Origin of the sequence: Micromonospora sp. NPDC049151 (assembly GCF_040648395.1) — a bacterium.
Lineage (GTDB): Bacteria > Actinomycetota > Actinomycetes > Mycobacteriales > Micromonosporaceae > Micromonospora.
In genome coordinates, this window is the sequence record NZ_JBEZDP010000021.1 from 100,938 (window position 1) to 119,393 (window position 18,456).

The following is an 18,456-nucleotide window of genomic DNA, read 5'->3' on the forward strand; positions in this document are numbered from 1 at the left end:
GCGGAAACGCGTTGCCGACGCGGCTCGCGGCGGTGTCGACGCCCACCGCCGCGAGCCGTGCCGTCGCGGTCAGCTCACCGTGCCGGTGACGGTGCTGCCGGACTTGGTGACGTAGTAGGTCAGCTTCGTGCCGCTCCAGAAGTGGAAGGTCAGCGTGACCCGCCGGCCGTCGTTCACCTCGGCGAAGAACTCCGGCTTCAGCACGATCGTGTTGCCTGTGTAGTCCGGCGCGAACGTGACGTCGAACTCCTTGTACGAGGTCCAGTTCTGCGGCCCGGCGTTGCTGCCGTCGGCGTACTTGGCCTCCATGGTGGCCAGCTGGTCGCCGCGGAACTGTGCCGGGAGCGTGAACGCGGCTGTGGTGCCGGTCGCGTTCGACAGCACCGGCGGGTCGTACGTGATGATGCTGATCCGCCACGGCACGCCCGCGGAGAACCGGGCCTGGAGGTTGGCGTTCACCCCGTACGCGCGGGAGCCGACCAGCCGGGTCAGCGCCGACGCGGTGAGCGTCAGGGTGGTGCCGGAGACCGTGTAGTCGGTGCCGTTGACGAGGTCGGTGGTGCCCTGGCGCAGCCCCTGGAACGTGGTGCCGTTCAGGTTGAGCGTCAGGCTCTTGGCGGTGATCGAGCCGGTACGCGGCACGTACACCTGGTCGCTGGACGCGGTGCCGGAGCGGGTGGTCCAGCTCGACTTGATCTGGGCGAACAGCTCGGGGTCCTTCCACACGAAGGACGTCCGGTCGAAGTGCTGGCCGTTGTCCCAGAGCTGGGTGGTCAGCTTGCGGCTGCGCGCGTAGTGGCCGAGGAACTCGAAGAACTTCAGCTTCTCGCCCTGCTCGATGGTGCCGGTGTGCCGGTCGAAGCCGAGCAGCCCGTACTCACCGATGATCACCGGGATGTTGCGGCTGACGAAGGCGTTGTAGACGCGGTCGAACTGGTCGGTCAGGTCCTGCTGGACGGTGGCGTCGAACCGGGTGCCACCGGCGATGTTCACGCTGAACGGCCAGTACCCGTAGAAGTGCACGGTGGCGATCAGGTTCGGGTCGTTGAGCGTGTTGAACGTGCTGACCAGCTCGTCCACCCGGGCCTGCTCGGCCGAGGTGTGCAGGGTCGGCAGGACGAGCAGCCGGGTGGCGTTGCCGCCGCCGGACTGGCGCACGATGCGGTGGAACGAGGTGTTCAGCTCGTTGAGGAGCGTGGCGTTCTGCGCGTCGCCGGAGCTGCCGGTGAACTGCGGTTCGTTGACGCTCTCGAAGGTCAGCTTCGGCGAGGAGTCCTTGAACGCGGCGGCGATCTGCGTCCAGAGCGCGTTGTAGCGGTTCAGCACGTTCGTGCGGTCGGTGGGCATCGTGTTGATCCACTGCCACGAGTCGTGGTGGATGTTCAGCACCACGTAGAAGCCGTCGGCGAGCGCCCAGCCGACCACCTCGCGTACCCGGCTCAGCCAGGCCGCGTCGATCGTGTAGTTCGGCGCGGCACCGTGGTGGTTGCTCCAGGTCACCGGGATGCGGATGCTGTTGAAGCCCTGCGCCCGGACGTTGTCGAGCAGCGCCTCGGTGACCCGCGGGTTGCCCCAGGCGGTCTCGTCCGCGCCGACCGCGTCGAAGGAGTTGCCGAGGTTCCAGCCGGGCTGCATGGCGGCGACAGCGGCCATGGCGTTGCCGGCCGGCGGCGGGGTCGTGGGCGGTGGCGTGGTGGGCGGCGGGGTGGTCGGGGGCGGCGTGGTCGGCGGTGGCGTGGTGGTCGGCGGCGGGGTGGTCCCGCCGACGCCGCCGGTGCATGCCACACCGTTGAGCGAGAACGCGGTGGGCGCGGTGTTCGCGCCGGACCAGGAGCCGTTGAAGCCGAACGAGACGGTGCCGTTCGTGGCGATGGAGCCGTTGTAGCCGACGTTCGTGGCGGTGACGTCGGCGCCGGAGGAGGTGACGGTGGCGCTCCACGCCTGGGTGACCCGCTGGCCGGACGGGAACGTCCAGCGCAGGTTCCAGCCGTTTATCGGGTCACCGAGGTTTGTCACGTCGACGTTCGCGGTGAAGCCGCCGGGCCACTGGCTCGCGGTCGTGTAGGTGACGCGGCAGCCGGCCGCCGCCTGGGCGTTCGTCGCCATCACGGCGGTGCCGGTCACCAGCGTGGCGGCGGTCGCCGCGACGAGGCCGACCCGCAATCGGGCGGTACGGGGAGAGCGGAACATGGTGGTTCCTTCGCGGTGGGGTGGGCGCGTGGACGGGGAGGGCGGGGCGCGCACCCGCCCAGCGCGAGAGTAAGTTTGGATTCCAAACATTGTCAATCGGCAGACGTGAATACAGTCGGCCTGCGGCGCGTCAGGCGGACGGCGGCGTCTCGACGGTGAGGTGCGCCGACAGGGCGCGCAGGAAGTCCGGCGCGTCGAAGATCCGCCCGGCCGAGGCGACGCCGGTCGCCCGGGTCCGCCCGGTCAGGATCCGGTGGACCGCCTCGACCGCCAGCGGCGCGCTGATCGCGTAGATGTCCCGCCCGTGGGCCACCACCCGCCGCCGGACGTCGCCCGCACGCACCACCACGTCGACGGTGAACGTCTGCGCCGACCGGCCGCGCTCGTCCACCGCCGCCGGGGCGTCCCCGGCAGCCAGGTCCAGTGCCGCGTTCACGGTCATGTACGTGCAGACCTCCGGAATGTCCAGGTGACTCGGCACCGTCACCACGTCGGCCATGGTGAACTCGCCGAGCACCGGTCGCACACCGAGCGGCGCCGGGAACTCCCAGTCCAGGCGGGGCAGGTCGCCGTCGGCGTACACCAGGCGCCCGTCGGTGAAACGGACCCGCCGGCCGTCGCGGCGCTCGCGCGAGACGACGCCGGAGGCGACGGTCCCGGCCGTCGGGTGCCAGCTGCTCAGCGCGTACGCGACGTGCGCCTCGTCGGCCGCCGCCCAGTCCCCCATCGCGGTGGTGACCAGCAGGTCACCGAGCCCGCCGAAGAACGCCATCGCGGGCACCACAGCGACTCCGGCGGCCCCGGCGCGCTCGGTGTGGTGCGCGAACGTGTCCCGGTTCGCCTCGATCTCGGCCGCCACGTCGACGTAGGGGATCCCGGCCCGCAGCGCGGCCTCGATCAACGGGCCGGCGGTCGATGCGAACGGCCCGGCGCAGTTGACCACGGCCGCCGCCCCGGCCAGCGCCCGGTCCAGCGAGGCCGGGTCGTCCACCGACGCCACCCGGTGCTCCGCCTCCGGGAACGCTGCCGACAGCCTCCCGGCGTCGCGTCCCACCGGCAGCGGCTCGTAGCCCCGCTCCCGCAGCTCCGGCACCACGAACCGTCCGGTGTGCCCGTACGCCCCGAAAACCGCCACCCGCATGACGTTCCCCCTCGAAGATCGACTGAACTGATCCTCGCCGCGATCCGAGGGCCGGGCCAGTGGCGCAAACGCCAATGCCCGTACAGTTTCGGACATGGCCCTGGTCGCGCTCGCCGCCACCGACGGGATGCTGCACTTCGAGCTGGCGGCGGCCTGCGAGATCTTCGTGCGCGACCCGACCGGCCTGGCCGACCCGTGGTACGACCTGGTGGTCTGCGGTCCCGGCCCGGTCGGCGTCGGCCGGTTCGCGATCACGCCCGACCACGGGCTGGACCACCTCGCCCGCGCCCACACGGTGATCGTCCCGGCGATCGAGGACACCGACGCCGAGCCGCCGTCCGACCTGGTCGACGCCGTCCGCGCCGCGCACGAGGCGGGCGCCCGGATGGTCTCGCTCTGCACCGGCGCGTTCGTGCTCGCCGCCGCCGGCATCCTCGACGGGCTGCGCGCCACCACCCACTGGGCGCACACCGACGCGCTCGCCGCCCGCTACCCGCGCGTCCAGGTCGACCCGGACGTGCTCTACGTGGACAACGGCGACGTGCTCGCCTCCGCCGGCAAGGCCGCCGCCATCGACCTGTGCCTGCACCTCATCCGCCGCGACCACGGCTCGACCGTCGCCAACGCCGTCGCCCGCCGCCTCGTGGTGCCGCCGCACCGCGCGGGCGGCCAGGCCCAGTACGTCAGCACCCTGATCCCGGCCCGCGCGGACCATCCGATCGCCGCGCTGCTCCCCTGGGCGATGGCGCGGCTGGACCGCCCGCTGACAGTCGCCGCGCTCGCCCGCCAGGCCGGCATGAGCACCCGCAACCTGGTCCGGCACTTCACCGCCGCGACCGGCTCCACGCCGTCGCAGTGGCTGGCCACGCAGCGCATCCGGCGGGCGCAGGAGCTGCTGGAGAACAGCGACGACGGCATCGACGCCGTCGCCGAGGCATCAGGCATGGGTACGGCGACGACGCTGCGCCGCCACTTCCAGCGCACCGTCGGCGTGCCACCGGACACCTACCGCCGGACGTTCCGTCGCGGCTGACCGGGCTGCCCAGGTCCGGCTGCTGTCGAAGCTCGCCGGGCGGTCCGAACGAGTTGGGCGCCTACCCCTTCTTCGGGCCCCGGCGTTCCGGCGCGGAGGCTATGGTCGGCTCGTGTTCGACGTGATCGTGGTCGGCGGTGGGCCGACCGGCATGATGCTGGCGAGCGAACTGCGCCTCCAGGGCACCGGCGTGCTGGTGCTGGAGCGGGACGCCGCACCACCGCCGTACGTGCGCTCGCTCGGCCTGCACGTCCGCAGCATCGAGGTGATGGACCAGCGCGGGCTGCTGGAACGGTTCCTGGAACACGGTGGCCCGCACCCCATCCGGGGATTCTTCGCCGGCATCGACAAGCCCGCGCCAGCCGATCTGGACACCGCCCACGCGTACGTCCTCGGCATCCCGCAGACGCTCACCGACCTGCTGCTCGCCGACCACGCCGCCGAGGTCGGGGCCGAGATCCGGCGCGGTCGTGCGGTGACCGGGCTGGAGCAGGACGACGACGGCGTGACGGTCCACCTCGACGACGAGGGCGAGCCGCCGCTGCGGGCGCGGTTCGTCGTCGGCTGCGACGGCGGGCGCAGCACCGTCCGCAAGCTGCTCGGCGTCGGATTTCCCGGCGAGCCGTCGACGATCGACACGCTGCTCGGCGAGATGGAGGTGACAGCGCCGCCGAACGAGATCACCAGAACCATGACCGAGGTACGCCGCACCGAGAAGCGGTTCGGGCTCGGGCCGTCCGGCAAGCCGGGCGTGTACCGGGTGGTCGTACCGGCGGCCGAGGTGGCCTCGACACCGCCGACGCTCGACGACGTCAAACGGCAACTCATCGCGTACGCGGGCACCGACTTCGGCGTGCACTCCCCCCGCTGGTTGTCGAGGTTCGGCGACGCGACCCGCCTGGCCGAGCGTTACCGGGTCGGACGGGTGTTCCTGGCCGGCGACGCCGCGCACGTCCACCCGCCGCTGGGCGGGCAGGGGCTCAACCTGGGCATCCAGGACGCGTTCAACCTGGGCTGGAAGCTGGCGGCGACGGTGAACGGCTGGGCGCCGGCGGGCCTGCTGGACACGTACGAGTCCGAGCGGCGCCCGGTCGCCGCCGACGTGCTGACGAACACCCGCGCGCAGATGCTGCTGACCACGAACGAGCCCGGAGCGCGGGCGGTACGGCAGATGCTGGCGCAGCTCATGGACTTCGACGAGGTCAACCGCTTCCTGATCGAGAAGGTGACCGCGATCGGCGTCCGGTACGACGTCGGCGAGGGTCACCCGCTGCTCGGGCGGCGGCTGCGCGACGTACCGCTGCGGGACGCACGCCTGTACGAGCTGATGCGTACCGGCCGTGGGTTGTTGCTGGACGGGACCGGGAAGCTGTCGGTGGACGGCTGGGCCGACCGGGTCGGGCTCGTCGCCGGCACCGGCGACGAGCTGGACGTGCCGGCGGTGCTGTTGCGGCCGGACGGGCACGTGGTCTGGGTGGGCCACGATCAGCAGACGCTGGAGGATGCGCTGGCCAGGTGGTTCGGCAGCGCGACGAGGTGAGCTGCCGCCGAGCGCCCGAGGGCGTTCAGGGTCCGGTCGTCTGGTAGCTGCCTCCGCCCTGGCCCGGTGACGCGACGGCAGGGCACCGGCCGATGGACGTCCGCAGGTCCGCCATCGCCCCTCGGGCGCCGTCGTCGGTGTACGTCCTGAGCACTTCGCTTGCCACCCACGGGTAGTCGGAGCCCTCGACAGAGCTGACGGTGGCGGCGGCCATCGCCGACGGAGTACCGGTCAGCCGGTTGGCCGACAACAGCGGAATCATGTCCGTACAGGGCACTTCGGGGCCGGGGCGCTGCCGGCCCGTGTCCGAGGCCATGACCGTCGCGATGTCCACAGTGAAACCTGGTGGCAGCTCATCAGTGGTCACCAGCCGCGCCGACAGTGCCGCGGAGTAGCCGGATCCGCCGGTCGCCGGGATCGCGGACGGCTTCCGGGGGGTGGGCGAGCCGGTCGCCTGCGTGGCGGAGACGGCTTCGTCCGCCGAACGATCCGCTGGATCAGCAGCCGAGGGTCCGCAGGCGGCCACCACGCAGACCGCGCCCGCCGCGCCCAGCCTCCGCAGCACCATCCTGAGCACCGGGCAGACTCCATCTGTCGTACGGACGCGTCAGGCTACCAACGGACGTGACTCCAATCGGCCGCCCGGCTGCGGACCGGGTGCCGGACGGGCCCGGGCACATCTGCGCGCTGCGAGAGATCGTCAACTCCCCTACGCTGCGCCGCGTGACGGTTCTGATGATCTACAGCGGTGACACGGCGCCAGACGCGCCCGGCACGCGTACCGGCGGTGTTCCGCTCGTGCCTGCGGGCTTCGAATGGCCGGTGTGCGACGAGTGCGACGGACCGATGCAGTTCCTGGCCCAGGTCCGACTCGACGACATCGACGCGGCCGACACCGCGCTCTTGTCGATCTTCATGTGCCAGAACGATCCGGGCCTGTGCGACGAGTGGGATGCGACCGCCGGCGGCAATCGCGCGTTCGTCTTCCCCCTTGGGGCGCTGGCTCCGTCTGCCGTGCCCTCCGGCGACACCGTCCTGGCGGCCGAGACGTCCGCCGTCACGTACGTGCCGATGGACTCCGACGGCTACGACGAGGCGCGCGAGCGCTGGCGCAGTGAGTCCGGCCGACCGCTGCGAGACGTCCTGGGGCAGCTCGGCGGACTGCCGGCGTGGCTCCAGTTCGACCAGACGCCCACCTGTCCCGCCTGCGCCGCGCCCATGTCGTTCGTCGTCCAGCTTGAGGAAGGCCACGATCACCGCACCGGCTTCAACTTCGGTGGCGGTGGCTGCAGGTACGGATTCCGCTGCCGGTCATGCTCGACTGCCGCGTTCCTGTGGCAGCAGTGACCACTGCGCCCGGATGCCTGTCCGGGCTTGACGAACGGCAATGGTAAGTCATAGCTTACCGTTCGTGGCTACTTACCGAACCGAGGACGGATGGGACGCCCTGGGCGACCCGACGCGGCGGGCGATCATCGCCTGCCTCGCGGAGAAGCCACGGGCGGTCGGCGAGCTGGCCGCGATGCTGCCGGTCAGCCGGCCGGCGGTGTCGCAGCATCTGCGGGTGCTGAAGGACGCCGGCCTGGTGACGGACCGCACGGCGGGCACAAAGCGTGTCTACCGGCTCAATCCGGCCGGCGTGGCCGCCTTACGAGATCAGCTCGACACCTACTGGAGCCGTGCGTTGGACGGCTTCAAGGACGTCGCCGAGCGTCCTGACGAGGAGGAATCATGAGTGGAGCGGATGCGGTAGTGCGGCGGCAGATCGTGGTCGACGCGCCGGTGGAGCGGGCTTTCGCGGTATTCACGGAGCGGTTCGGCGACTTCAAGCCGAAGGAGCACAACCTGCTGCCATCGCCGATCACGGAGACGGTTTTCGAGCCGAAAATCGGTGGGCACATCTACGACCGCGCCGAGGACGGCAGTGAGTGCGCCTGGGCGCGAATCCTCGTCTTCGAGCCGCCGGACCGGCTCGTCTTCAGCTGGGACATCAGCCCGGCATGGCAGCTCGAACATGATCTGGACAACGCCAGCGAGGTCGAGGTCCGGTTCGTCGCCGAGACACCGCAGCGCACCCGGGTCGAGTTGGAGCACCGCAACCTGGACCGGCACGGCCCGGGGTGGGAGTCGGTTCGTGACGGCGTCGGCCACGACCAGGGCTGGCCGCTGTACCTGCACCGCTACGCCGGACTGCTCACCGAGGCCAGATAGCACAGCGCCTCGGCAACCACCAGCACGATTATTCACGAGCCTCGATAGTGCCGAGGGCGCCGGGGTGGCCCGTCAGGCACGGCGGCCGATCACGCGCCTTGGTCCGACGCCGACCCGGCGCCGGGGTCGGTCTCGGGCGCTTGACTTACGCGTCGCACGTACCCCTGGCACACCATCGCTTCTCGCACGACGTCGACCGGACCCTGACGCGGTACGGACGCTGCCGGCACCGACCCGGTGGGAGGGATTCTTCGGCCGGGGCAGCGAGTGGGCCAGCACTCGTCGGGGTGTAGGCAGGCGACCTGCCGGGTACCTCGCGCCCTACCCCTTACCCCTGCTCAGGAGGACCCTATGACCGTCGTACTCGCCGTTGTCTGCAAGGACGGAGTGGTGATCGGCGCGGACTCCCAGATCACCGAGAGCGACCGCGGTCTGAGCTTCCCCGCCCAGAAGCTGCACCCACTGGGCGACTGCGCCGCCTGGGGCGGCAGCGGCGCGCGGGGAGTACTCAACGACCTGCGCCCCCTCCTCCAGGACTCGGCCACCGCCATCCTCGAAGCGCCCGACATCGGCGACGAGTTGCAGGAGCGCGTCCTGCCCGTCTTCAAGAAGCACTACGCGAACTACATCCCGGACGTACCCGGCGAGGGCAGCGGCGGCGGGGTGTCGGCGTACCTGCTCGCGGCCGGCTACAGCCAGGGCGGGCCGTGGATCGTGGAGATCAACCCCAACGGGCTCATCGGCCGCTACGAGGACGTGGGCTTCCACGCCATCGGCTCCGGCGCGCCGATGGCCCAGCAGGCCGGCGCGCTGCTTGCTCACTTCCAGATGACCAGGCGCACCGTCGAGTACGGCGTGGTGGGCGTGGTACGGGTGCTGGAGGCGCTGGAGCGGACCTCGCCGTCGGTCGGCGGGCCGTTCAGCGTCGCGTGCATCAGGGAGGAGGGCGCCCACCACCTCGACGAGAAGGAGATCGCCAAGGCACTGAAGGACGTCAAGCGCTGGCGCGACCTCGAACAGGAAGCGCTCGACCGGCTGTTCGACTGAGGCCCGCGAGGATCTTGGACTTCGCCGCCGCACGAAATTGGAGAAGGCCGTCTCCCATACGGGAGACGGCCTTCTCACTGGGTGGAGCTGAGGGGATTTGAACCCCTGACTCCCTCGGACGCGAAGAGGTAGCAGCGCATCCATCGAAGCTAGCGAGATCGCTGAATTCGGACTGACATGCTGGTCAGGGGCCAGAGGCAGGTCAGCTCATACAGACCGAAGAGCAGTGACTTCTCCAGGCTCCACTGCCCGACGGTACCGCCTTCAACCTGCAGGCACCCCTGGTTCTAGCGCGGGAACAGATGGTCGCGATCGGTGAGCAGGTCAGCCCCACGTGAGTAGATCCCCCAGCGTGTGACCGATGGAAGGACTACCCTTGTTCGCCCGCGCCACAGCTTGTTACCAAAGCGTGACATTCACTATGGGTAGTCAACGACGCCGAGCACAGCATGACCTCCAGACGATGCGTGGTTTTCATGATCACTCCCGGTCACCTCGACCGGTCTCACGCTTTAGCCGGTGCGAACGGGCACCCGCCCGGATCGCGTACCCCGTATTGTCCAGCCCACGCGGTCATGTCGATCATTGCCCGGGCGATCACTGACTGCTGTCATTGAGTGGTGGTCATGGTGCTGTAACACCATGACCACCGGTCTCTCACCCGCACCGACCTAGGAGTCGAGATGAGAAACACCAAGATGGTACCCCTGTTAGGGCGTACCGCTCCACGCGCCGCCGCCGCAGTGGCTCTGAGCCTCGGTGGCGTTGCGGTTTCCGCCACGCCGGCAATGGCTCTCGACCAGGGCGCAAACACTCCGGCCTGCACCTCCACCGAAATCTGCTTCAGTGAGTATTCGTCGGACTGGAACCGGTCACACAAGGACTTCTGGAATAGCGCAAACCACCACCAGAACAACGCGCACGAACCGTACACCTTCAATGCTGGAACTAACTTCACCCGCAATCAGGTCATGGACAGGGCATCTGGGATCTGGAACCGCGACACCTCTTGCTCGGTCAAGCTGTGGGATGTGAACAGTCAAGGAACATGGTACGTGTTGCAGACCTACGATCGCTTTGCAAGCAGCTGGGTCAACTTGGGTTCCAACGGGAACCGTAATAACGGTCACTCGCGATGCTCGGAAGGCAGCCCGGCCAACAAGTAAGTGATTTGTGGGAGCGGCGCCGGTTGCCGCTCCCACAACAATCCTAGCTAGGGGTACATCAGAATGATCAGTCGGCGGAGTGGGGGAGGATTAGCAGCCCTCGCGATCGCTCTCGCGGCTTCAGTGTTGGTGCCGGCCCTCGTGGCGTGCAGCAGCGAAATCGCAGGGACGCCCCCATCGACGAGCGGCATAAAGAATACCGAGTTCGCTCTGGACAACTACCGCGGTCTCGACATGGAAGTAGTTGAGTACGCGCTTCAAATCCAGAGCGATAAGTGCATGGCGGACGCGGGGTACCCCCAGAATCTACAGGTCGACTCCTCTAGGCCATACCCCACGACATCGGTGTTTGTCACTGATGAGTCGCAGTTTGGGCTCCTGAGCGAGGATCAGGCCAGAGCCAAAGGTTTCGGCCAGGACCCGGGTTGGCAACCGCCGAAGGTCGCATCCTTCGATAAAAACTACGACGAGGTCGCCGAGAAATGCCGAGGCGCTGGGTGGCGGGCGCTTGGGTCAGGTTCGGAGGATCTATTCCGGAGCTATCATGACCTGGGGAACGAGTTGCTGCTATACCGTGAAGAGGTAGACCGCCGACTTCCCGAGGATCTTCCAGCCAAAATGCTCACTTGCATCAAGCGCAAGGGCTACCAGCCCGCAGACGAGCAACAGTTCTTGCAGACACCCAAGCCACAACTCCTCGGCATAGAGTTCGGCCAAGTTGAGGGTGGCTCCGAGGAATGGACGCCGAATCCTGAGCCAGGAACGGTCCAAGTCGACCGCGCCTTTTCGCCCGGGAAGTATGTCCCGACACCCGAAGAGGCGAAGCTCGCCGTTGCATGGTACCAATGCCAACAGGAAACCGGGACAACTAAGGCGAATCGCGAGACAATTGCGGCAGTCCAACGGGAATTTGTGGAGAAACGTGCCGAGGCGCTAACCGAGCTGAATCCGAAAATCGAGGCTCTTGCCAAGACGGCGGCACAGCTGGTTGGTAAAGCTTGATTCAGGAAAAGATACGAGCCGAGGGCCTACCCGCTCATAAGTCGCCACCTCAGTTTCGCCGTAGCCGCAAACGAACTCTGTTCGCTTCAACTGTCGCCGTGGTTGGGCTCGCCATCGTCAGTGGATTCTTCGTCACGGGACGGTTCGTTCGCACCCCAGAACAGGCGGCGGCTGATGCGGCTCCTCCTAGGCCGTCGCTAGTTACTGCGAGGGTTGAAAGTCGGGTCCTTACAGAGCCTATCTTAATCCGTGGCAACGTCACGCCGGGCCCTAGCACGAAGGTCCTTCCGCCACCCGGTGCAACTGGGCCGGACGCCGTGGTAACGCGCATTCGCCTCCGCTCGGGCCAAACCCTCCATGAGGGGGATCCGGTACTGGATGTAGCAGGCCAGCCTCTCATTGCATTATGGCTCCCCTTCCCGCTATATCGAGATCTTACGGTGGGCGCAGTAGGTCCGGATGTTGAGGCCGTGCAAGCCGCACTCCGTCGACTCGGCTACAAAGTGGGCAAGACAGGCACAGTCGACTCAACCACCGTCGCGGAGATTCACAGGTTCCTTGCCGACAGCGGATATCCCTTTCCAAGAACCAAACGTAGTTCGCTCTCACCTGACCCTTCAGCCCCCACGCCTTCGGCCTCTTTGACGAATATCGCAGGCGAAGGCGATGTCGTATTAAGTCGATCACTGGTATTGCGTACGGGTAAGCGGGAATCTCGGGTCACCGCCCTGAATGTAAGGGTGGGTTCGATCCTCACGGACGCCGATGCCGCAATTCTTGAGCTAGATGGTTCCGAGCCGTTCGTGGCCGTAATGCTTACGCCTGAAAAGGCGCGGCAACTACAAGCGGGACAAGCCGCGAGTGCACTTGATGAAACATCGGGCACCCGCGTCAAGTTGGAGGTCGCGACCGTAGCTTCTAAGGCCAGTATAGATAGCGGCACAGGCACATCCGGCGTTGCCGTGACCCTACGATTCAAGGGTCGACCTTTAGCGGTGAACGACCGTTCGCTGCTAATTGAGATACCGTCTAGTCAAGGCAATAGCCCAGTCCTGGCAGTCCCTGTTACGGCCGTTTATTCGAGACCCGACGGAACATCCTTTGTCACGACAGTTCTCGGTGACGGCAGTACATCGGACGTGACGGTTTCAGCAAATCAGGCGGTGGGCGGATGGGTCGAGGTCAAAAATGATGTATCCGGCGCCCTTGGAGAAGGAAGCATAGTTGTGGTCGGGCTGCGATGATGCTCGCGCTTGACGGTGTTCAACGGGTCTTCGAAGACGGGCATCAAATCTACGCATTACGTGAGACCTGCTTGTCTGTCGCTGCGGGCGATTTCGTGACGGTTACAGGGGCTTCAGGTTCCGGCAAGTCCACCTTGCTGAACATCTTGGGGCTTCTTGATACGCCGACTTCGGGCTCCTATAGAGTGTTCGGCAACGAAACAACCCAGATGGATGAGCGACTACGGGGCTCCGTGCGCGGTCAAATGTTCGGCTTCGTCTTTCAAGCGTTTCACCTACTTCCTGGCCGAACTGCCCTTGAGAATGTTGAGTTGGGGATGATCTATAGGCCAGTTGAAAGGAAGACTAGACGGAGTCTGGCGTTAGCAGCTCTTGATCGAATGGGTCTTGCCTCCCGCGCGAGGTCAGATCCTCGAACTTTATCCGGCGGCGAACGGCAGCGCGTCGCGATAGCCCGAGCAATTGCAGGTGGGCCTAGCGTCCTCTTCTGTGATGAACCGACTGGAAGTTTGGACAGCGCCAATACGAACATGGTTCTTGAAGTCTTGGAAGAAATACACCGGGAGGGATTGACTATCGTAGTCGTGACTCATGACCCCGTAGTCGCGAGACGAGGCCTTCGGCGGCTCAAGGTCCATGACGGTCGGGTCTCGGAGCTAATCCCCGATGGTAACTCGTAGGCCAGGACATGAGATTGGAATTCCGAAAGAGAAGCCTTCACAGCGCATTTGATGTCCGGCTGGCCCGGTTCAAGCTTGCCGACTTTATATTTGAGTCGACCTTCTCGGTAATACGCTTTCCCGGCCGTTCGCTCATAACGGCGGTCGGTACTATCCTTGGCGCGGCGGCTTTCGTCGCGACCCTTGGAATCGGCTCCACGATGGGTAGACAGGTCAGCTCATCCTTCGACGTACGTCGTGCGACAGCGGTTCGTGTGGTCCCCCAAGTCAAAGACCTTGATTCCTCTTGGCAAGATGCCGAGAGACTGGCGGGACTCCGGTCGTTAAACGGTGTCGTTGCCGCTGGGGGACGATCGATACTCTCCGAACAAACGATCCAGCGGGCGCTTGGTTCCCCGCCCGTGGGTGTTCAGGTAGTAGGCGCCGATCCCGGCGCAATTGCTGTGGTGGGCCCGAGGATTCTCGCCGGCCGAGCGTTTGACAACTTCCACGAGAGTCGTCGCGTGCCCGTTGTGATGCTCGCTTCGCCCGTTGCAGAAAAGCTGGGCATCGACCGAGTTGGCGTTGGAGTATTCATTAATGACCGATCATTCACGGTGATTGGCATATACAAGGACGTAACACGGCAGCCCGAGATGATGTCTGCAGCCGTGGTCCCCATGAGCGTCGCCGACGAAATGGCGCTGACCGGGCGTCCACCCGAACGCGACGTAATTATTGAGACTCGAGCGGGCGCCGCACAGATTGTTGGCGCTCAGGCTACGCTGTCGATACGGCCGCAGGCTCCTACTGAGTTGCGATCAGTCGCGCCTCCCGATCCCAAAACTTTGAGACTTGAGATCGAAGGGAATGTAAAGACCTCGAGTATCATGCTCAGTGGAGTTGCTCTTGTTGTCGGCGCTGTGTCTATTGCTAACGCGGCTGCTGCTTCCATAAGCTCTCGAACCCCGGAGATCGGGCTACGTCGGGCGATAGGGGCTAGGCCTGTCCATATCCTGGGCCAACTCCTTGGTGAGACTACAGCGCTAGGCGTCCTCGGCGGTCTGGTCGGCGTGGCCGTGGGGTCCGTGGCGGTCTGTTTCGTCGCATGGCTCAACCATTGGCTTCCTGTACTAGACATTCAGGCAGCGATCTTGGCAGTGATATCCAGCGGCGGAGTTGGCTTGATAGCTGGTCTGATACCAGGTCTCCGAGCGATGCGCATACAGCCAGTGGCTGCACTGCAACGGTAGCGCGATGGGTAATGATGGGGCTCCCGCTAGTGTCCCGCGCCATAAATTCGCCTACGAAATCGGGCGAGTGAGTCGAGGATCTCTTCGGCGCTCCTGGTTCAGACGAACGGGCGTGGATTGCTGTTCCAGTCAGCGATCCACGCCCGGATGTCCGCCCCGAGACTCTGGACGCTCTTGTGGGCGCCGCGGCGGTTTCTGTTCCATGAGGTAGCCGAACCAGCGTTCGACCTGGTTGGTCCACGCGGAACCGGTCGGGGTGAAGTGCATGTGAAACCGCGGGTGGCGGGCGAGTCAGGCGCGGACGGCCGGAGTCTTGTGGGTCCCGTAGTTGTCGCAGATCAGGTGCACGTCCAGTTCGACTGGCACGGTCTTGTCGACGGTGGCCAGGAACTTCTTGAACTCGGTGGCGCGGTGCTGGCGGTGCAGTTCGCTGATCGCGGTGCCGTCGATGATGTCGAACGCGGCGAAAGGCTGGTGATTCCGTTGCGGGCGTAGTCGTGGGTGCGCCGCTCGGGCATGTCGGGCATCATCGGCAGCACGGGCTGTGAGCGGCCCAGGGCCGGGTCTGCGACTTCTCGTCCACGCACAGAACGACGGCGCGTTCGGGCTTGTCACGATAGAGGCCGACGGCATCGACGATTTTTCAATGTGGACAGCGTGACCGAGTCCGCTCGGTGCGGTTTGAGCCCGAAGTCCCGCCAGATCCGGCCGATTGTTGACTTCGACAGCGCTGACCGTTCGGCCATCGACTTGCAGGACCACTTGAAGGTTGAGCCACGGCAGAGTGCCGCCATAACAGCTGCCGCTGCCAGTGACGTACTGTCCAGGCCGCCACTGGCGTCCACCTCACCCGTTCGGCTTGAGTTCGTCCGCCACGTGCCACGGCCTGGGGCTCCGCCCGCCGGTCAAACGGCGGTCAGACGGTCAAGGGCGAGTTCTCGATCATCCGAGAACTCGCCCTTGACCTGCTACTACTTGTGGAGCTGAGGGGATTTGAACCCCTGACCCCCTCGATGCGAACGAGGTGCGCTACCGGTCTGCGCCACAGCCCCTCCGCCGGCGAACCGGCGTCGGTCCCACCCGGCTTTCACCGGGCGGGCCGACGACAAGGCTAACAGGTCGCGCCCCCACGACGCGAACCGCCCCGCCGCCCCGTAGATCTTGGAAGGAAAAGGCCCCTGGAGGGGCCGAAACCTTCCAAGATCGCCACCAGCAAAGCCGCGAACGAGGCGGTCAGGCGCCTCGGCCGGACTGGTAGGGGCGTCCGCGCAGGCCACCTGCCCGCCGGTAGGACACCGAGCCGCCGCTCGCCGCCGGCGGCAGGTCCGCCGGGCGGTCCAGCCCCATCGCCGTACGCCGGACCGCCTCGCGCTGGGCGGCCAGCCGGCGCTGCGCCTCTCGCCGGGCCGCCGCGCGCCGGGCCTGTTCGCGGCGCACCTCGGCCTGGCGGGCGGCCAGCCAGGCCGCCTCGCGGGCGTCCGCGCGCCGCCGCCGGCGCTCGGCCAGGGCGCGCTGCCGCAGGTGTACGACGTACGCGACGAGCAGTGTGCCGGTGACCGAGACGCTGATCCAGAACCCGGGTCCGACGAGCACCACGCCGCCCAGTTCCACCAGGTTGAGCAGCAGCAGCGCGGCGAGCACCCGGCGCCGCCGGTAGATCGCCGGGGTGTGCCGCCGCCGGGGTGGGTTCCGTCGGCGGGACTGGGCCGGGACAGCGGAGACGGGCCGGAGCCGCCCGGAACGGCGGCGCAGCGGTGGCGCGGAAACCGGGCGGGCAAGACTTCCCGTGTCGGAGTCTTCACTAAGGGTCACTACCAGGGAGCGCGGCGGGTGCAGCGGTCGACGCCCGGGCACGGTGCGCCGTCGACGCTGGCGCTGGAGCACCCGCGCCGTCGACTGCGCCCGCTCCGCCACCTGCCGCTCGGTGGCGTCGTACCGGCGGACCAGCGCCGGAGCGAGGGCGAGCAGACCGGCGGCGGCGAGGACGGCGAGGAGCACCGACGTGGGCACCCTCACCCCTCCCGTCACCAATGTTCGCGACGAGCGCCACACTGCCGCAACTTGTTCCGTAGACCCTCGTTTACGGCGCACTTCGTGCGGGCTGGCAGCGCTTGCCACAGCTTGCAGTTACTTGAGGTTACGGGCCGCCGACCCGGTTCACAGTGCGCCGCGCCGGGCGTACGCCTCAGCGGCGGTTGTCACGTACGCGGTGCCACCGCGCCAGCAAGCCGCCCTCGGCAGCCACTTCCTCACCGGTCATCGCGTATCCGATGTGGTCGCGCCATGCACCGTCGATGTGCATGTAGCGCACGTGATAGGCCTCCTCGCGGAAGCCGAGCTTCTCCACCACCCGCCGGGACGGCATGTTCTCCGGCCGGATGTTCACCTCGATCCGGTGCAGGCCGCCCGGCCCGAACGCGTGGTCGACGGCGAGCGCCACAGCGGTCGGGATCACACCGCGACCGGCCACCCGGGAGTCCACCCAGTAGCCCACGTAGCCGGAGCAGAACGCCCGCCGCACGATGCTGCCCACGTTCACGTGACCGACCAGCCGCTCCCGGCCGTCCTCACGCAGGCAGACGGCGAACGGCATGCCCTCACCGGTACGCGCGGACCTGCGCTGGTCGGCGTGCACCAGGCGAAACGCGGCGGGTGAGTTCGTCTCGTACCAGCCACCGGGCACATGGGACTCCCACGGGGCCAACCAGTCCCGGTTCGCGCGCCGGATCTCCGACCAGGCGGCGGCGTCCGAACGCCGATACGGCCGCAGCACCACCGGACCGTCCACCAGCACCGCCGGCCACCCCGGCGCCCGCCGGAACCGCACGCTCACCGGCGTCGGTCCAACAACAACACATCCACGGTGGATCCGGCGGCGGCGGTGGTGACCCGCTCGCCGAGCACCAGCAGGCCGTTCGCGTCGGACAGGCCGGAGAGCGTGTACGGACCACCGGCGAGCGGCTGCACCGTGTAGCCGCCGCCGCGCCGCTCGGCCACGTGCGCGGGCCGGAACTCGCGCAGCCCCACCGGGGACGAGACCGTCTCCAGCAGATGCGCGCGGACGCTCGGCCGGAACACCGGCTCGGCCCCGGCCAGCAGCTGGATGGCCGGGCGGGCCAGCACCTCGAAGCCGATCAGCGCCGCACCGGGCTCACCGGGAAGACACACCACCGGCACCTCCTCGGCGCCGACCGTACCGAACCCGAGGGCCGTTCCGGGATAGAGGGCCACCTCTGTGAAGGCGACCGGCCCGGCCCGGCCGCCGTCGCGGCGGGACAGGATGCGGCGCACCATGTCACCGGGCCCGGTGCCGGTGCCGCCGGTGGTGATGATCAGGTCGGCCCGCAGCGTCTGGTCCTCCAGCAGGCCGCGCAGCGCCTCCGGGTCGTCGTCGCAGATCCCCACCCGGTACGCGAGCGCGCCCGCCTCCGCCGCCGCGGCGGTCAGCGCGTGCGAGTTGGTGTCCACCACCTGACCGGGCTGGCTGCCCCGGCCCACGTCCACCAGTTCGTCGCCGGTGGCCACGATCACCACGCGCGGGCTGGGCCGCACCACGACGTGCCCGATGCCGGTGGCGGCGAACACCGCGACCAGAGCCGGGGACACGTACGCCCCGGCGCGGGCGAGCAGCGTGCCGGCGACCAGTTCCTCCCCGGCGCGGCGCAGGCCGTACCCCCGCTTGGGGGCGCGGAAGATCTCCACGGCGGCCATGCCCTGGTCGGTCCACTCCACCGGGACGACCACGTCCGCGCCGATCGGCAGCGGCGCGCCCGCCGCCACCGAGAAGCACGAGCCGGGGGTGAGCCGCACCGGCCGCCAGCTCGCCGCGCCCAGGTCGCCCACCACGTTGAGGCGGATGCTGCGGCCGCCGGGCATACCGGAGGGGGCCGGCTGCGTCCGGCCGACGCCCGCCCGTTCGTCATGCCGACCACCTGCCCGGCCTGCGGCACACCGCTCGCGCCGGCCTAGG

Annotated in this window: 18 protein-coding genes and 1 tRNA gene; 11 read left to right on the plus strand and 8 right to left on the minus strand. The window is 67.7% G+C overall.

The annotated features are described in order from the left end of the window. Positions 1-69 precede the first annotated feature (69 nt). Both AB0B20_RS22565 and AB0B20_RS22570 read right to left on the minus strand, forming a co-directional pair. A complete protein-coding gene (locus AB0B20_RS22565) occupies positions 70-2,190 on the minus strand; it encodes a cellulase family glycosylhydrolase (RefSeq protein WP_357473119.1) in 2,121 nt (706 codons plus the stop codon). A 130-nt stretch (positions 2,191-2,320) separates the two neighbouring features. Next, positions 2,321-3,331 carry a saccharopine dehydrogenase NADP-binding domain-containing protein gene (locus AB0B20_RS22570; protein WP_357473122.1) on the minus strand — a complete coding sequence of 337 codons (1,011 nt, stop codon included), beginning with the start codon at positions 3,329-3,331 and terminating at the stop codon, positions 2,321-2,323. A gap of 94 nt (positions 3,332-3,425) precedes the next feature. Between AB0B20_RS22570 and AB0B20_RS22575 the strand changes: the two genes are divergently transcribed. Together AB0B20_RS22575 and rox are read left to right on the plus strand one after the other, a co-directional pair. Beyond that, positions 3,426-4,364, plus strand: coding sequence for a helix-turn-helix domain-containing protein (locus AB0B20_RS22575; RefSeq protein ID WP_357473125.1), 939 nt, complete (start codon positions 3,426-3,428; stop codon positions 4,362-4,364). 112 nt (positions 4,365-4,476) lie between these two features. Then, positions 4,477-5,904 (plus strand): rifampin monooxygenase, encoded by a 1,428-nt coding sequence (rox, locus tag AB0B20_RS22580; RefSeq protein ID WP_357473128.1) that lies wholly within the window; start codon positions 4,477-4,479, stop codon positions 5,902-5,904. Positions 5,905-5,929: 25 nt separating this feature from the next. Here rox and AB0B20_RS22585 read toward each other — a convergent pair whose 3' ends face one another. Continuing rightward, positions 5,930-6,481, minus strand: coding sequence for a hypothetical protein (locus tag AB0B20_RS22585; protein ID WP_357473131.1), 552 nt, complete (start codon positions 6,479-6,481; stop codon positions 5,930-5,932). A gap of 146 nt (positions 6,482-6,627) precedes the next feature. On the opposite strand from AB0B20_RS22585, the gene AB0B20_RS22590 reads away from it, so the two are divergent. The 9 genes from AB0B20_RS22590 (at position 6,628) to AB0B20_RS22630 (ending at position 14,486) form a co-directional block, all read left to right on the plus strand. Further along, positions 6,628-7,251: a DUF1963 domain-containing protein gene (locus AB0B20_RS22590; protein WP_357473134.1), complete on the plus strand. Its 624-nt coding sequence runs from the start codon at positions 6,628-6,630 to the stop codon at positions 7,249-7,251. A 40-nt stretch (positions 7,252-7,291) separates the two neighbouring features. After that, positions 7,292-7,639 (plus strand): metalloregulator ArsR/SmtB family transcription factor, encoded by a 348-nt coding sequence (locus tag AB0B20_RS22595; RefSeq protein WP_357473137.1) that lies wholly within the window; start codon positions 7,292-7,294, stop codon positions 7,637-7,639. After that, the gene (locus AB0B20_RS22600) at positions 7,636-8,115 is read left to right on the plus strand and encodes an SRPBCC family protein (protein ID WP_357473140.1); all 480 of its coding nucleotides are present in this window, start codon (positions 7,636-7,638) and stop codon (positions 8,113-8,115) included. The genes AB0B20_RS22595 and AB0B20_RS22600 overlap by 4 nt, the downstream gene beginning before the upstream one ends. A gap of 351 nt (positions 8,116-8,466) precedes the next feature. After that, positions 8,467-9,162 carry a proteasome protein gene (locus tag AB0B20_RS22605; protein WP_357473143.1) on the plus strand — a complete coding sequence of 232 codons (696 nt, stop codon included), beginning with the start codon at positions 8,467-8,469 and terminating at the stop codon, positions 9,160-9,162. A 683-nt stretch (positions 9,163-9,845) separates the two neighbouring features. Continuing rightward, positions 9,846-10,328 (plus strand): hypothetical protein, encoded by a 483-nt coding sequence (locus tag AB0B20_RS22610; protein ID WP_357473146.1) that lies wholly within the window; start codon positions 9,846-9,848, stop codon positions 10,326-10,328. Positions 10,329-10,391: 63 nt separating this feature from the next. Further along, positions 10,392-11,330: a hypothetical protein gene (locus AB0B20_RS22615; protein WP_357473149.1), complete on the plus strand. Its 939-nt coding sequence runs from the start codon at positions 10,392-10,394 to the stop codon at positions 11,328-11,330. A gap of 740 nt (positions 11,331-12,070) precedes the next feature. Next, entirely contained in the window at positions 12,071-12,574 is a 504-nt protein-coding gene (locus tag AB0B20_RS22620; protein WP_357473152.1) for a hypothetical protein, read from the plus strand. Beyond that, a complete protein-coding gene (locus tag AB0B20_RS22625) occupies positions 12,574-13,254 on the plus strand; it encodes an ABC transporter ATP-binding protein (protein WP_357473170.1) in 681 nt (226 codons plus the stop codon). Before AB0B20_RS22620 ends, AB0B20_RS22625 begins: the two co-directional genes overlap by 1 nt. 8 nt (positions 13,255-13,262) lie before the next feature. Then, positions 13,263-14,486, plus strand: a complete 1,224-nt coding sequence (locus tag AB0B20_RS22630) for an ABC transporter permease (RefSeq protein ID WP_357473155.1) — start codon at positions 13,263-13,265, stop codon at positions 14,484-14,486. 291 nt (positions 14,487-14,777) lie between these two features. Here AB0B20_RS22630 and AB0B20_RS22635 read toward each other — a convergent pair whose 3' ends face one another. From AB0B20_RS22635 to glp, 5 genes are all read right to left on the minus strand, one after another. Continuing rightward, positions 14,778-15,248, minus strand: coding sequence for a hypothetical protein (locus tag AB0B20_RS22635; protein WP_357473158.1), 471 nt, complete (start codon positions 15,246-15,248; stop codon positions 14,778-14,780). Positions 15,249-15,464: 216 nt separating this feature from the next. Next, positions 15,465-15,538 (minus strand) — tRNA-Ala (locus AB0B20_RS22640). A gap of 181 nt (positions 15,539-15,719) precedes the next feature. Then, the gene (locus AB0B20_RS22645) at positions 15,720-16,502 is read right to left on the minus strand and encodes a hypothetical protein (RefSeq protein WP_357473160.1); all 783 of its coding nucleotides are present in this window, start codon (positions 16,500-16,502) and stop codon (positions 15,720-15,722) included. 169 nt (positions 16,503-16,671) lie between these two features. Further along, positions 16,672-17,319: a GNAT family protein gene (locus AB0B20_RS22650; protein ID WP_357381344.1), complete on the minus strand. Its 648-nt coding sequence runs from the start codon at positions 17,317-17,319 to the stop codon at positions 16,672-16,674. Next, the coding region (glp, locus tag AB0B20_RS22655; RefSeq protein WP_357473163.1) for a gephyrin-like molybdotransferase Glp at positions 17,316-18,456 on the minus strand (1,141 nt) is incomplete at its 5' end. The genes glp and AB0B20_RS22650, both read right to left, overlap by 4 nt.